Genomic DNA, 13,218 nt, shown 5'->3' on the forward strand with positions numbered 1-13,218 from the left:
TTAAAAATTTTTATATACTTTAGCGTGATTGTGTTTAAAAAAAGGTAAATTAAGGCTTGAAATTTAAATAAATTAAAAAGGTTCATCATTATCTTGTGTGCTAAATCCTAAATCATAAGCTGTAAAGTTTTTGTTACTAAAAATTCCATTTAAGTTTCTAAATGATTGTTGCAGAATTTCTTCGTTTTTTTCATATTTTAAGAAGCTTAAATATTCTTTTAAAAAATTATTTAATTCTTCGGTATTTAAATTTTTAATTAGAAGATTTAAATTTTTATCAATAAGCGTAAAAAGTTGTTTTTTTAATGCGAGTGTAGAATTTTTAATTTTTACATTGTTTAAAAAAGCTAAATTAACCTTGCAAATACCTAACAAGAATTCGCTATAGTTTAAATTTTTTCGAATATTTTTATTTTCAAATTCTCTAATATCACTATCTTCATAACCTTTTTTTTCTAAAATTTTATCCAATAAAATCTTATGCTTAAAACAAACACTATCACTAATTTGCTTAAAATCGTTACATATATCTGGATGCTGTTTTAAAAAAGCTATAAGTTCTAATTCTGCAATGTGAATTTTTTCTTTAGGAAAATTGTATTTATTTTGAGAAATTAAAGGGGTATGTATGGTTTTTTTTGAATTTTGCGATAAGACAATAAATTTTTCATCCACTTTTAATAAATTTGAAACTAGACTAGTGTAAGAATTTGCCACTAAAGGTTCAAGATTAAAGGTGAATTTTTGTATAGCTTCTAAAGCTTTTTGTTTATCAAGAGCAGAAATTATGGAATGAGTGGATATTAAGCGTCTGATATAAAATTCACCAAGCTCTATTCCTTCATCGAGTATATCATGAAGTTTTGTGCTTTCATTTTTTGCTACGAGCTCAGCAGGATCTTTTCCGCCTTGCAAAATTGCCACTTTACCGTCTATTTTGTTTGTGCTCAATAAAAATGCAGATCGTGTCGCAGCTTTTAATCCTGCTTCATCATTGTCAAAACATAAAATCACTTTTGCATCATAACGGCGGATTAAGGGTAGATGATGTTCGGTTAATGCTGTTCCAAGAACTGCTACAGCATTGTTAAACCCTGCTTTGTGAAAAGCTATTGCATCCATGTAGCCTTCACATACTATTATTTCTTTTTTTTTGGCTATATTTTCTTTAGCGATGTTAAAAGCATAAAAAATTCTACTTTTATCAAAAAGTATATTTTGGGGTGAATTTACATACTTTGCCGGTACATTAGGATTTAAAGTACGCCCTCCAAACCCTACTAATAAGTCTTTATGATCGTAGATTGGAAAGGTGATACGCCATATAAAACTTGCGTAAAATTCATTATTTTCATCTTTTTTTAAAGCTCCAACACTCATAGCATCTTCTAAAGGAATTTTTTGATTTCGCAATAATCTTATACTATCTTCACTTGCTCCTGCAAAACCTAATTCGAATTTGGCTATATCTTTGTCATTTAAAGCTCTTTGGTAAAGATAGGTTAAGACTTCTTTGTGGTGTTTGAGATTATCTTTAAAATACGCATTTAAGCTTGGTAGTATAGACTTTAGCTCTTTTTTATTTTCTTGTTTTTCTTTTGTATAACTTAAAGTAAAATTACTAAGGCTTGCAACTTTTTCAACTGCATCAGCAAAACTTAATTTTTCATAATCCATTACAAATTTAAAAGCATCTCCACCAGCTTTGCAAGCAAAACAATGATAAAAACCTTTGGTAGGATTGATATGCATAGACGGGTTTTTATCTGCATGAAAAGGACAGATACATACAAAACTAGAGCCTTGTTTTTTTACTTCAATATAATTTTCTATAATATCAACAATATTAAGTCTTTGGGATAAATTTTCTATACTTTCTTTAGTTATCATTTTACAAACCTTGTTAAAATTATACAAAGATTTGGCTATAATTTGGCATAAAATTTTTAGAGCGAGACTATGGATTTTTTCTTTGTAGAATACAGAGACCCTTTAGTAGGGCTTATAATTTTAACCATTTTAGTATTTGTTGTAGCTGTTGCAAATTATATTTGGAAAATATTTGCTAGCAAAGATGAAGAACAAAAGCTTGAAAAATTTATAAAAAAATTTGAAATGGATAATGCTCATAAAGAGTTGTTAAGAAATAGTAGCTTGAGTTTTGGAAATTTAAGTTTTTTGGCTGAAATTTTTACTAAAAGCGGGGAATTTGAAAAAGCAACTCAAATTTATTTGATTGCTCTTGAAAAATGTAAAGATAAACAAGAAAGAGAATTTATTTTCCTTTCTTTGGCAAAAGTTTATTTTAAAGCAGGATTTTTAGAGCGTGCAAAAGAAGTTTTATTACAAGCTTTAAAACTGCGTCCAAGAAATATACAAGCCTTAAAACTTTTAAAAATTGTTTATTTAAAACTTCGTTCTTATAAAGAAAATTTAGAACTTTTAGAATGTCTTTTTGAGCTTAATGAAGATGTGCAAAAAGAGCATGATTTTATCAAAGCTTTAGAACTTTGTACTTTTAATATCACTGATGAAGAAAAAAAGAAAAAACTTTTAGAATTTAAAATAGAAGATAATCCTATGTTGGGGCGTTTAGTTTTTGAAAAATATCATATGTTTTTAGGGCAAAATTTTTTTGATATTTGTGATTTGCTTTATAGGGAAAATGAAGCGTTTAATTTAGAAAATCAAGATTTTTTAGAATTCTTTTATGCTTTGGGTAAAATTTCAAAGCATGATGATACGCATCAGTTTGTTTTTAAAAATTCTAATTTTAAAATGTTAAAAATTTTAAAAGATAATTCTTTTAATGCGGGGTTAGAATTTTCATACCGTTGTTCTGAGTGTAAAAATGTTATGCCTTTGTTTTTTTATCACTGTCCTGTTTGTTATGAGTTTAATACTTGTAAAATTATTTATGAAGTGAAAAACAATGAAACACATTGAAATTTATACAGATGGTTCATGTCTTAATAATCCAGGTTTTGGCGGATGGGCTTATATTTTGCGTTATAAGGAGTATCAAAAGGAAGGTTTTGGAGCTGAGGCTAATACCACTAACAATAGAATGGAGCTAATGGCAATTATTGAATCTTTGAAGGCTTTAAAAGAGCCTTGTGAAATTTCGCTTTTTACAGATTCTAACCTAATGGTTCAAAGTATTAATGAATGGCTAGAAGGATGGATAAAAAAGGATTTTAAAGGTAAAAAAAATATAGATTTATGGAAGGAATATATTAAAGTGGCAAAATCTCATAAGATTAAGGCTTTTTGGGTAAAAGCACATAATGGACATTTGGAAAATGAAAGGTGTGATACATTGGCGCGTGAAGCTGCTTTGAAAATTGCAAGGGAAAATGATGAAAAACATTGAAAAACTAGAGCGGAGTTTAACTTATGAATTTAAAGATAAAAATCTTCTCATACATGCTTTAACCCATAAAAGTTTTAAAAAATCTTACAACAACGAACGCTTGGAATTTTTAGGTGATGCTGTGCTTGATTTAGTTGTGGGTGAATACCTTTTTCATAAATTCGCTAAAGATGCCGAAGGAGATTTATCTAAGCTTAGAGCGGCTTTAGTGAATGAAAAGTCTTTTGCAAAAATTGCAAATAGTTTAAATTTGGGCGATTTTATTTTTATGAGTGTTGCTGAGGAAAACAATGGAGGAAGAGAAAAGCCTTCTATACTTTCAGATGCGTTAGAAGCCATTATAGGTGCTATACATTTAGAAGCTGGATTTGAGTTTACAAAAACTATTGCTTTAAGACTTATAGAAAAAAATTTCCCTCAAATTGATGCAAAAATTCTTATAAAAGATTATAAAACAAAATTACAAGAGATTACACAGGGAAAAATAGGACAAACTCCGCAGTATGAAACAGTGCGTGCTTTTGGTCCTGATCATTTAAAGCAATTTGAAATCGCTTTAATGCTTGATGGTAAAGAACTTGCAAGAGCTATTGCGGGAAGCAAAAAAGAAGCACAGCAAATGGCAGCAAAAATTGCACTTGAGAAATTAGGAGCTTTATAGTGAATACCTTTGGTACGAGATTGAAATTTACAAGTTTTGGTGAGTCTCATGGTGTGGCTGTTGGATGTATTATTGATGGAATGCCTGCTGGAGTTAAATTTGATGAAGAATTTTTACAAAATGAGCTTGATAAACGCAAAGGCGGAAGTAAATTTGCAACACCAAGAAAAGAAAGCGATAAAGCTCAGGTTTTAAGTGGGGTTTTTGAAGGATATACAACGGGTCATCCCATAGCTATAGTAGTTTTTAATGAAAATGCTCATTCTAAAGATTATGATAATTTAAAAGATCTATTTCGTCCTGCTCATGCGGATTTTACTTATTTTTATAAATATGGCATAAGAGATCATAGGGGTGGGGGTAGATCAAGTGCTAGGGAAAGTGTTGCTAGAGTGGCTGGTGGTGCAGTTGCAGCGATGCTTTTGCGTGAATTTGATATTTGTGTTCAAAGTGGTGTTTTTGGAGTAGGAACTTTTGTATCAAATTTGAAAGAAGAAGAATTTGATTTTGAATTTGCTAAGAAAAGTGAAATTTTTTGCCTTGATCCAAAACTAGAAAGTGACTTTAAAAATGAAATTTTAAATGCTAGAAATTCAAAAGATAGTGTAGGCGCTGCTGTTTTTACAAAAGTTAGCGGTATGCTTGTGGGACTTGGAGAAGTTCTTTATGATAAGCTAGACTCTAAATTAGCTCATGCTTTAATGGGAGTTAATGCTGTTAAAGCAGTTGAAATAGGCGAAGGTATTAATGCAAGCAAAATGCGCGGATCGTGTAATAATGATGCTTTAAAAGATGGCAAGTTTTTAAGCAATCATAGCGGAGGAATTTTAGGAGGAATTTCAAATGGAGAAAATCTTATTTTAAAAACTTATTTTAAACCTACTCCTTCTATTTTTGCTAAGCAAGAAAGTATAGATAAATTTGGCAATAATTTGGAATTTGAACTCAAAGGTAGGCATGATCCTTGTGTAGGTGTTAGAGGAAGTGTTGTAGCTAGTGCTATGGTGCGTTTAGTTTTGGCTGATTGTCTGCTTTTAAATACGAGTGCGAATTTAAACAATTTAAAAAATGCTTATGGATTAAAATAAAAAAAGCCCATTTTCATGGGCCTTAGTTGCAATATTTTGAAAAGATTCAAATACTATATCGCTTGTTTTGCTAAATACTTTATACTTTAACTAATAAAAAATTGATTAATATCAGCCTTATTTTCAAAAGCTATACTTGTATAAGCTTGATTTTTAAATTTAAGTTCATAGCTTTTTCCTACTTCGTGTTTAGTATAGGTAAGGGCTATTTTTAAGGCAAGTTCTAAGTCTTTTTCTGAAATTTTTTCATCTACCAAAGAGTAAGCTCCGATTAAATCCCCAAGTTCTATTACTTCATATTTAGGAGTTTTTAAACCCTTTAAAAGAGTATTTTCAAGTTCATTTCTACCTATGATCATTTTAGCTCCATCAGGCAATCTTAAATGACGACCATATTTTAAAAGTTGTGCGTCATTAACCTGCATATCTTTGTCAAATTCTATGAAATCTCGAATTTTTTTAGCAAAACTATCAAGAGTTAGCAAACAACCTCCACCTGGGCTTTCAAAGTCTTCTAAGCCAAATTTAGCTGCAAGTTCAAGTTGTCTTTTACGACTTCTTCCACTAATACCTTCGAGTTTTTCTCTATCTACCCAACCTTCTCTTTCAGGTTTGGTTAGAGGTAGGTTTTTTGCACACATAGGACGCAAGATTAAATCTTCTTCATCAAGAGCAAGTTTTTTAACCTTTGCCATCGCATCACTTCTTTGACTCATAGGGCGTTGTCCTAAAACTTCTCCTGTGATGATAAAACTTGCATTTTCTTCTTTTAACATAGCAAGAGCAGTTTTAAACATAAAAGCATGACAATCTATACAAGGATTAAAATGTTTGCCATAGCCATATTGTGGATTAAAAAGCACTTCTTGAAGATAGGAATTTCTTACATCTATCATTTCAAAATCTGCACCTACCATTGCCGCACGCTTTTTCATGATTTCGCTTTTATCACTTGTGCTTCCAAAACCTATGTTGATATTTAGAGCTTTAACTTCTATGCCTTGTGCAGTGATGAGTTTCATTGCAAGCATACTATCAAGTCCACCGCTAAAAAGAGCTAATGCTTTCATTTATGTTCCTTTTTTAAAAAATAATTTTGTTAGTATAAATAAATTTGATTTTTTTGCCGATATCAAATTTGTAATTGTATCAAATAATTTTAAGATTACAATTATTTTTTGGAGGTTTACTATGAGAAAATTACTCTCTGTTGCACTAGTTGCTTGCTTTATTGGTTCTTTTGCTTATGGCAAAACTGAGAATAATAAAAGCCCACAAGTTAGAAGTTCTTGCGTTGATTATGAAATAAGATTGAAACGATGCAATTCTTTGCCTACTCAATATCAAAGACAAATGTGTCGTTTGGGCTTATTTGCAGCTTGTAAATAAAATAAACAAGTCCAAGTTAAATGCTTGGGCTTTAAAATTTCTAAGGAGTTATTATGGATAAATTAACAATCAATGATTTTAATGTTTCTTTACCAAGTTCTCAAAATGTTACAAATCGTAAAGAAATTTTAGAATTAAAAAAAGAAGAGAAAGATAAAATTCCCGTGCAAGATCTTTCGAGTTTAAATAGCGATGGTGTTAAGGTTGTTTTTGAAAATAAGCAAGGTGAACTTATAGCTTTAAATTTAAGCGATGAAAATTATAGTAGTTTACAAAAAAATTTCGGTTCTTATACGAATTATGTTGCTAGAAATGATGGTAGTATAAGGCTTAATGGCGAAGCAAATCAATTTGTTTCAAATTGGTTTGAAAGTGTAAAAGATAATTTTGGTTCTTTAAATTCAAATTTAAATAATAAACAACAAAGTGTAAAATTAAATTTTAATACAAATACCCTTCAACAAAGTATGCAAAATTTAGGCTTTAAAACAAGCGATGAAAAAATATCTGATGATGCAAATATAGAAGAAAAATTAAATTTTTTTATTGATAAAGATGTAAATAAAGATGGTAAAGTTGATGATAGTGATGTTAAAGAACCTAGCATGAGAGAAATTTTAAGCGACATTAAAGAAGCATCAGGTGGTGGAGCTAATGCTATGAAAACCATAGATCCGCAAAAAATCAATAAAAAAGATGATAAGGAAAATAATATCAAAGAAAAAGAAGACGAAGATTTGCTTCAAAAAGCTCAAGAAAAAGGTTTAAGTGCTTTAAGTGCTGATGAGCAGGCAAAGCTTGAGGCTAGCAATCCTGAAGAATTTGAAAAACTGAAGCAAAAATCTTTGCAAGAATTAAGTCAGAATTTAAGTAAAGATTTTCAAAATAAAATTGAAAATCAAGAAGCACAAATTGTAGATAAGAGAGTGTAGCAAATTATAATTTTATCCTCTTAGGGTTTTAAAATCATATATAATAGGTAGTGTAATTCTTAAATCCCCGTTATAGTATGGAAAATTTAAAGAAGCTTTTCTTATGCTTTCTAAAGCACTTTTATCTAATAAATCATATCCTGAGCTTTCGATGATTTTTAAATCTGCTAAAGTTTTGTTTTCTTTCCATAAAAATTCTACTTTTACAGTTCCTTGCATACGCATTTTTTTGCTTGCCTTGGATAAAATTGTGCTTGTCGTATAGCTTTTTGGATTTCTTTTAATACAGGGTGATTATCTTTTCCTTGTGTTAATTGAGTGATCTTAGGTTTGACATTTGTATCAGTTGTTTTTGCAAAAGTTTTAACTTCTTGAGTTGGTGCTATTGGGGTTTTATTTGGTATTGGGTGTGGAGGTGTTTTTTTTATCTTTTTTTGCATTTTTTCAGGAGTTTTTTTAATAACTTTTGGCTGAGGTTTTGGTTTGATAGGTTCTATAATGGATTCTGTTGGTTTAGTCTCATTTGTTGGTTTAGTTTGGGTAAATTGTTTTATTGCTAAAGAAAAAGAATCTTCATTTTTAATTTCCATTTTAAAAAAGTCATTCGAGTGAAAAATGACAAAAAGTAAAGGTATAAAGACTATAAAAGTTATATAAGAAGCTTGGTATTTATAATTTAAAAATAAAGTTTTCATTTGTTTTTCTCAGTAAGAATCTGAAAATTTTCATGTTCTTTGGCTTTTAAAAAATCTATAATTTTTACAAAGCTTTCAAATTTAGCATTTTTATCGCTTTTTAGTTCTACTATGGTTTTTTTATCAAGTGAAAAAATAGCATTTTGAACTTCATTTAAATCAGCTAATTTATCATTTAAATAAAAAGTATTTTTTTCGTCTATGGTTATAAGAAGTTTTTTTTCATTATTGCTTATATTGGTAGCATTTTCACTTGAAGGAAGTGAGATTTGAATTTTTCCATGTGCAATAAAGGTTGAAATACTAAGCACTATAGCAAGCAAAACAAGCATAATGTCTATAAATGGGACTATATTTAAACCTTCATTTTTTGGTAGTTTAAGCATTTTTATTTGCCTTATAAGCATTGCTTAAGAGAGAAACTCTTCTAAGTAAGGCATTATAAGCCATTAAAGCAGGAATAGCAACCAAAAGTCCTAAGGCTGTAGCTTTAAGAGCTAAAGAAAGTCCCACGACTATGGATTTGACATCTATATTGCCCGCCAAGCCCATTTCGTAAAATGTAACCATAATGCCTATTACAGTGCCTAAAAGTCCTATATAAGGGGCATTGGAATAGATGATATATATGGTGGTTAAATTTTCACTAATCGCATCATCAAATTGCTCTTGATTCTCATAATTTTTAAAGTTAATTTTTCTAAAAAATAGCATTCTTTCTACAACACACCAAAAAGCTATAAATGCCATAATTCCTAGAATTAAAAAGATAATTAAATCGATGTAATCTTTTAAAAATTCCATATTTTTCTCCAAAAATATACTTATAAATTTTAAAAGATTATACTGTATAAAAAATAAATTTATAATTAATATCAATTATCATAATTTTTAAGAAATTCTTGTTTATAGTTTTTATTTTTATTAGGTTATAATTTATAAAAATTTAAATAGGATTTAACATGACTATAGATTTAAATCACAATTTTACCTCTTTTGTTCTTCTTGATGAAGTTGATTTTAATTTTTCGGAGTTAAAAAGCATTTTAGAAGATAAATTTAATATAAAAATAGCTGATGAAAATTTTACCAAAGAGGGAGTGATTTTTTCATATGAAAATATGTTGATTACTCTAAATTTGATTAAAAATCCTATACCTAATCACGAAGCAGAATACTATGCAAATTTTAATTTTATGTGGAAAGATGCCTTAGAGCAAACTAAAAAACATAAAGCTCATCTTCTTATAGCGGTGCTAAGTCAAGATCAAAGCAAATTAGAACAAGCTAAAATGTTTACGAAAATTGCAGCTTTATGTTTGGATAATAAACATGCTTTAGGTTTTTATACAGGTGCAGTTGTTTTAGAGCCCAGTTTTTATATAGAAAATGCAAAAATGTTAGATGATAATTGCTTGCCGGTATATAATTGGATATATGTTAGTGTTTATCCTAGTGAAAATGGAGTTAATGCTTATACTTATGGGCTTAGAAATTTTGATAAATTAGAACTTGAAGTTTGTGATTTAAACATAGAAGAAAAAGAACTTTTCTTTTGTATTTATGATATTGTTTTGCATATTTTAACTTATGATATTAATCTAAAAGATAAAGATATTTTAAAATTTGAAGATGGAAAAGAAATAAAATTTATAAAAAGCCAAGGTATAAGTGTTGAGAATGAAAGCTTGAAAATTATTTTTTAAGTTTCACATTCACTTCACAGTTTTGAGTTAAACTTTCGCCAACCAAGACAAAAAAAGGAGAAATTATGAAAGCAAAACTAACTTTACTTGCTTTGTTGGGTACTACGGTGCTTTTAGCTAAAGATATGGTTGTTCCTGCTAGCGAACTTCCAAATAATGCCAAAGAATTTATTTCTAAAAATTTTAAAACCGCTCAAATTGGTTTGGTGAAAAAAGACATAGATTCTTATGATGTGATTTTAAATGATGGAACTGAAATTGATTTTATGATCAATGGAGAGTGGAAAGAAGTTGATGGAAAATATAAGGCTTTGCCACATACTATCTTACCTAATGTTATGAAAAAAGTGAGTGCAACTCAACCAAATGCTCAAATTCTTGAAGTAGACAAAGAAATTAATGGTTATAAATTTAAGTTTAATAACAATATGGAAGTTTATACAGATATGCAAGGAAATATCCTAGGTCAAAAATTAGATTAATTTTTGAAAATTTAACTCCCTTAGAAAATTTGATGCAAAAATTTGGAAGCATAGTCTTCCAAATTTTTATTTTTTGATTGCAAAACCCAAAATATATTTAGTTTTAAAATAATACTTTATTGATACAAGTGATTGTTTTTTTATAAAATTAAATTTACAAAATGTTACATAAGATTTAAAATATTTTTTTTAAAAATAATTATTTATAAATATTTTGCTAAAATAAAAGAGATGTAATCTTAAATTTAAGGAAGAATAATGAATACTCCTAAATGGACTAGTCACGATACAAGGTGGGTTTTATCTCTTTTTGGAACAGCTATTGGAGCCGGCGTACTTTTGTTACCTATTAGTGCTGGGCTTGGTGGATTGATACCTTTATTAGTTATACTTGTTTTAGCTTTTCCTATGACTTACTTAGCTCATAGAAATTTATGTCGCTTTGTGCTTTCAAGTTCTAATCCAAAAGATGATATTACTTTTGTTGCAGAAAGTTATTTTGGCAAGGGCGGTGGATTTTTAATTACACTTTTGTATTTTTTTGCTATTTTGCCTATTTTATTGGTTTATAGTGCTAATCTTACAACAACTTTGCTTGAGTTCTTAATCAATCAGTTCAATTTCAATGCAGATCTTACTCATGCTGCTCGTTGGTGGGTGAGTTTTTTGATTGTTGGAGTTTTGGTTTTGATTTCTATTCTTGGTGAAAATGTTGTAACAAAAGCAATGAGTTTTCTTGTTTTTCCTTTTATTATATTTTTATTTATTTTTTCATTGCTTTTAATTCCACAATGGAATTCATCATTATTTGCAAATGTTGATTTTTCCGTAATTTCAACAAGTAATTTTTGGGTTACTTTATGGCTTGTTATTCCTGTGATGGTATTTAGTTTTAATCACTCTCCTATCATTTCTTCACTTGCTTGTTATTGTAAAAAAGAATATGGTGATTATGCTGAACCTCGCGCTAGAAAAATTATTTCTTTGGCAATTATTCTTATGGTTTTTGTTGTAATGTTTTTTGTTTTTTCTTGTGCTTTAACCTTTACACCAGAAGATTTTGCATCAGCAAAAGATCAAAATATCAATATTCTTACTTTTATAGCAAATAAATTTCCTGAAGTTTCTTTACTAGCTTATGTTGGACCTATTGTTGCACTTGTGGCTATTAGCAAAAGTTTCTTAGGACATTATCTTGGTTCTCAAGAAGGCTTAAATGGCATTTTATATAAAGCAAGTAATGGTAGAATTCAAGGTAAATTCGCTCAAACTTTAACAGCGATCATTACCTTTGCTATTGCTTGGCTTGTTGCGTATAAAAATCCAAGTGTTATAGGAATTATCGAGGCTATTGGTGGCCCTGTTTTGGCTATTTTGCTTTTCTTAATGCCACTTTATTGTATTTATCGTTTTGATATTTTGGCAAGATTTCGTAATAAATTTTTAGATCTTTTTATTTTGGTAATGGGGATAGTTGCAATTTCTGCTGCAATTCATGATCTTTTATAAATTAAGGATAAAAAATGAGTAATTTAAGCATTTTTAAAATAGGTGTTGGTCCTTCTTCTTCTCATACTTTAGGGCCTATGCTTGCTGGAAATTTATTTTGTAAAAAAGTCGCTAAAAAGCTTGATGAAATTGATAGAGTTGAGGTTACTCTTTATGGTTCTTTGTCATTAACAGGTAAAGGACACTTGAGTGATAAGGCTGTAATTTGGGGGTTAAATGGCCTAGAAGCTAAAAATTTAAGCACAGCAATACAAGATGAAGTAAATAAAAATGCTATTGAAAATGCTCAAATTGATTTTTGTGGTGAGAAAAAACTTTGTTTTAATTATGAAAAAGATTTGATATTTTCCAAAGATTTTTTACCTTTACATGAGAATGGTATGAAGATTAAAGCTTATGATTGTAAAGGTGGGTTAGTTGATGAAGAAACTTATTATTCTGTAGGCGGAGGCTTTGTTTTAACAGCTGCACAATTAGAAAAAAAAGGTAAAAATTCCAACCAAAATAAAAAGAAAAAACTAGATATAGAGCTTAACAATGCAAAAGAAGCTTTAGAGCTTTGCGATAAAAGAGATTGGGATTTAGCAGAGCTTTCTTATCGTTACGAATTGCAATTTCACACTAAAGAGGAAATTCGTGCTTATTGTCTTGAAATTTGGGAAGTAATGCAAGAAGTGTATTATAATGGCACTCATCCAAATGAAGATTATTTGCCTGGAAAACTTCATTTAAAGCGTAGAGCTAAAGGACTTAAAGAAAGAGTGGCGATGACAGCTGATCCTATGGGCATTATCGATTTTATTTCTTTATATGCTATTGCGATTGCTGAAGAAAATGCTAGCGGAGCAAAAGTTGTAACCGCACCAACAAATGGAGCATGTGCTGTTATCCCTGCTGTTATGCTTTATCTTAAAAACCATACTATAGGTTTTAGTGATGAAAAGGCTATAGAGTTTTTATTAACAGCAATGCTTATAGGTTCTTTTTATAAGAAAAATGCAAGCATTAGCGGAGCAGAAGCAGGCTGTCAAGCAGAAATTGGTAGTGCTAGCTCTATGGCAGCTGCAGCTATGGCAACAGTTTTAGGGGCTAATGCTTTTAAAGCATGCAACGCTGCTGAAATGGCAATGGAACATCATCTAGGTTTAACTTGCGATCCAGTTGCAGGGCTTGTGCAAATTCCTTGCATAGAAAGAAATGCCTTTGGAGCTATTAAGGCTATAAGTGCTGCTAGAATGGCAATGACACGTAAATCTACTCCTATGGTAAGCCTTGATGAGGTTATAGAAACCATGTATGAAACAGGAAAAGATATGAATTATAAATACAAAGAAACTTCTTTAGGTGGTCTTGCTACAAATTTAAAAACAGTATGCTAAAGTG

14 protein-coding genes and 1 pseudogene are annotated in these 13,218 nt (G+C 29.7%); 10 read left to right on the top strand and 5 right to left on the bottom strand.

The genetic code is table 11. The features are described from left to right. Positions 1-72 precede the first annotated feature (72 nt). Complete coding sequence (gene dnaG, locus AJ882_RS04660) at positions 73-1,890, bottom strand: DNA primase (RefSeq protein WP_011050009.1); 1,818 nt, start codon at positions 1,888-1,890, stop codon at positions 73-75. A 69-nt stretch (positions 1,891-1,959) separates the two neighbouring features. Here dnaG and AJ882_RS04665 point away from each other — a divergent pair, with 69 nt between their 5' ends. Genes AJ882_RS04665 through aroC form a run of 4 tightly spaced genes read left to right on the top strand, consistent with a single transcriptional unit; the run spans position 1,960 to position 5,122 of the window. Then, complete coding sequence (locus tag AJ882_RS04665) at positions 1,960-2,946, top strand: CDC27 family protein (protein ID WP_002868888.1); 987 nt, start codon at positions 1,960-1,962, stop codon at positions 2,944-2,946. Further along, a complete protein-coding gene (gene rnhA / locus AJ882_RS04670; RefSeq protein WP_002851277.1) occupies positions 2,933-3,373 on the top strand; it encodes a ribonuclease HI in 441 nt (146 codons plus the stop codon). The genes AJ882_RS04665 and rnhA overlap by 14 nt, the downstream gene beginning before the upstream one ends. Continuing rightward, positions 3,360-4,034 carry a ribonuclease III gene (rnc, locus tag AJ882_RS04675; RefSeq protein ID WP_011050008.1) on the top strand — a complete coding sequence of 225 codons (675 nt, stop codon included), beginning with the start codon at positions 3,360-3,362 and terminating at the stop codon, positions 4,032-4,034. Before rnhA ends, rnc begins: the two co-directional genes overlap by 14 nt. Then, a complete protein-coding gene (gene aroC, locus AJ882_RS04680; RefSeq protein ID WP_002867551.1) occupies positions 4,034-5,122 on the top strand; it encodes a chorismate synthase in 1,089 nt (362 codons plus the stop codon). The genes rnc and aroC overlap by 1 nt, the downstream gene beginning before the upstream one ends. 86 nt (positions 5,123-5,208) lie before the next feature. Here aroC and AJ882_RS04685 read toward each other — a convergent pair whose 3' ends face one another. Further along, on the bottom strand, positions 5,209-6,192 hold the full coding sequence (locus tag AJ882_RS04685; RefSeq protein WP_002867552.1) for an MnmA/TRMU family protein: 984 nt from the start codon (positions 6,190-6,192) through the stop codon (positions 5,209-5,211). 121 nt (positions 6,193-6,313) lie between these two features. Here AJ882_RS04685 and AJ882_RS04690 point away from each other — a divergent pair, with 121 nt between their 5' ends. Continuing rightward, entirely contained in the window at positions 6,314-6,511 is a 198-nt protein-coding gene (locus tag AJ882_RS04690; protein ID WP_002781938.1) for a hypothetical protein, read from the top strand. 53 nt (positions 6,512-6,564) lie between these two features. After that, positions 6,565-7,443 carry a hypothetical protein gene (locus tag AJ882_RS04695; RefSeq protein WP_002867553.1) on the top strand — a complete coding sequence of 293 codons (879 nt, stop codon included), beginning with the start codon at positions 6,565-6,567 and terminating at the stop codon, positions 7,441-7,443. A 12-nt stretch (positions 7,444-7,455) separates the two neighbouring features. On the opposite strand, the pseudogene AJ882_RS04700 reads toward AJ882_RS04695, so the two are convergent. From AJ882_RS04700 to exbB, 3 genes and pseudogenes are all read right to left on the bottom strand, one after another. After that, positions 7,456-8,138 (bottom strand): annotated as a pseudogene (locus AJ882_RS04700) (TonB family protein). Further along, positions 8,135-8,524 (bottom strand): TonB system transport protein ExbD, encoded by a 390-nt coding sequence (gene exbD, locus AJ882_RS04705; RefSeq protein ID WP_002851470.1) that lies wholly within the window; start codon positions 8,522-8,524, stop codon positions 8,135-8,137. Before exbD ends, AJ882_RS04700 begins: the two are co-directional and overlap by 4 nt. Beyond that, complete coding sequence (gene exbB, locus AJ882_RS04710; RefSeq protein ID WP_002867555.1) at positions 8,517-8,942, bottom strand: TonB-system energizer ExbB; 426 nt, start codon at positions 8,940-8,942, stop codon at positions 8,517-8,519. Before exbB ends, exbD begins: the two co-directional genes overlap by 8 nt. Before the next feature lie 158 nt (positions 8,943-9,100). Here exbB and AJ882_RS04715 point away from each other — a divergent pair, with 158 nt between their 5' ends. The 4 genes from AJ882_RS04715 (at position 9,101) to AJ882_RS04730 (ending at position 13,214) form a co-directional block, all read left to right on the top strand. After that, positions 9,101-9,844: a DUF4261 domain-containing protein gene (locus AJ882_RS04715; protein ID WP_002867556.1), complete on the top strand. Its 744-nt coding sequence runs from the start codon at positions 9,101-9,103 to the stop codon at positions 9,842-9,844. A 65-nt stretch (positions 9,845-9,909) separates the two neighbouring features. Continuing rightward, positions 9,910-10,326, top strand: coding sequence for a PepSY-like domain-containing protein (locus AJ882_RS04720; RefSeq protein ID WP_002843383.1), 417 nt, complete (start codon positions 9,910-9,912; stop codon positions 10,324-10,326). Positions 10,327-10,584: 258 nt separating this feature from the next. Further along, entirely contained in the window at positions 10,585-11,835 is a 1,251-nt protein-coding gene (locus tag AJ882_RS04725; protein WP_002867557.1) for a serine/threonine transporter, read from the top strand. A gap of 14 nt (positions 11,836-11,849) precedes the next feature. Continuing rightward, positions 11,850-13,214 (top strand): L-serine ammonia-lyase, encoded by a 1,365-nt coding sequence (locus AJ882_RS04730; RefSeq protein WP_002867558.1) that lies wholly within the window; start codon positions 11,850-11,852, stop codon positions 13,212-13,214. Positions 13,215-13,218: the final 4 nt, after the last annotated feature.

This window comes from Campylobacter sp. BCW_6461 (assembly GCF_001762735.1).
Lineage (GTDB): Bacteria > Campylobacterota > Campylobacteria > Campylobacterales > Campylobacteraceae > Campylobacter_D > Campylobacter_D jejuni.

Coding starts and splice junctions, on each gene's coding strand:
- dnaG (WP_011050009.1), bottom strand. CDS start 1,890: ATGATAACTAAAGAAAGTATAGAAAATTTATCCCAAAGACTTAATATT.
- AJ882_RS04665 (WP_002868888.1), top strand. CDS start 1,960: ATGGATTTTTTCTTTGTAGAATACAGAGACCCTTTAGTAGGGCTTATA.
- rnhA (WP_002851277.1), top strand. CDS start 2,933: ATGAAACACATTGAAATTTATACAGATGGTTCATGTCTTAATAATCCA.
- rnc (WP_011050008.1), top strand. CDS start 3,360: ATGAAAAACATTGAAAAACTAGAGCGGAGTTTAACTTATGAATTTAAA.
- AJ882_RS04685 (WP_002867552.1), bottom strand. CDS start 6,192: ATGAAAGCATTAGCTCTTTTTAGCGGTGGACTTGATAGTATGCTTGCA.
- AJ882_RS04690 (WP_002781938.1), top strand. CDS start 6,314: ATGAGAAAATTACTCTCTGTTGCACTAGTTGCTTGCTTTATTGGTTCT.
- AJ882_RS04695 (WP_002867553.1), top strand. CDS start 6,565: ATGGATAAATTAACAATCAATGATTTTAATGTTTCTTTACCAAGTTCT.
- exbD (WP_002851470.1), bottom strand. CDS start 8,524: ATGCTTAAACTACCAAAAAATGAAGGTTTAAATATAGTCCCATTTATA.
- exbB (WP_002867555.1), bottom strand. CDS start 8,942: ATGGAATTTTTAAAAGATTACATCGATTTAATTATCTTTTTAATTCTA.
- AJ882_RS04715 (WP_002867556.1), top strand. CDS start 9,101: ATGACTATAGATTTAAATCACAATTTTACCTCTTTTGTTCTTCTTGAT.
- AJ882_RS04720 (WP_002843383.1), top strand. CDS start 9,910: ATGAAAGCAAAACTAACTTTACTTGCTTTGTTGGGTACTACGGTGCTT.
- AJ882_RS04725 (WP_002867557.1), top strand. CDS start 10,585: ATGAATACTCCTAAATGGACTAGTCACGATACAAGGTGGGTTTTATCT.
- AJ882_RS04730 (WP_002867558.1), top strand. CDS start 11,850: ATGAGTAATTTAAGCATTTTTAAAATAGGTGTTGGTCCTTCTTCTTCT.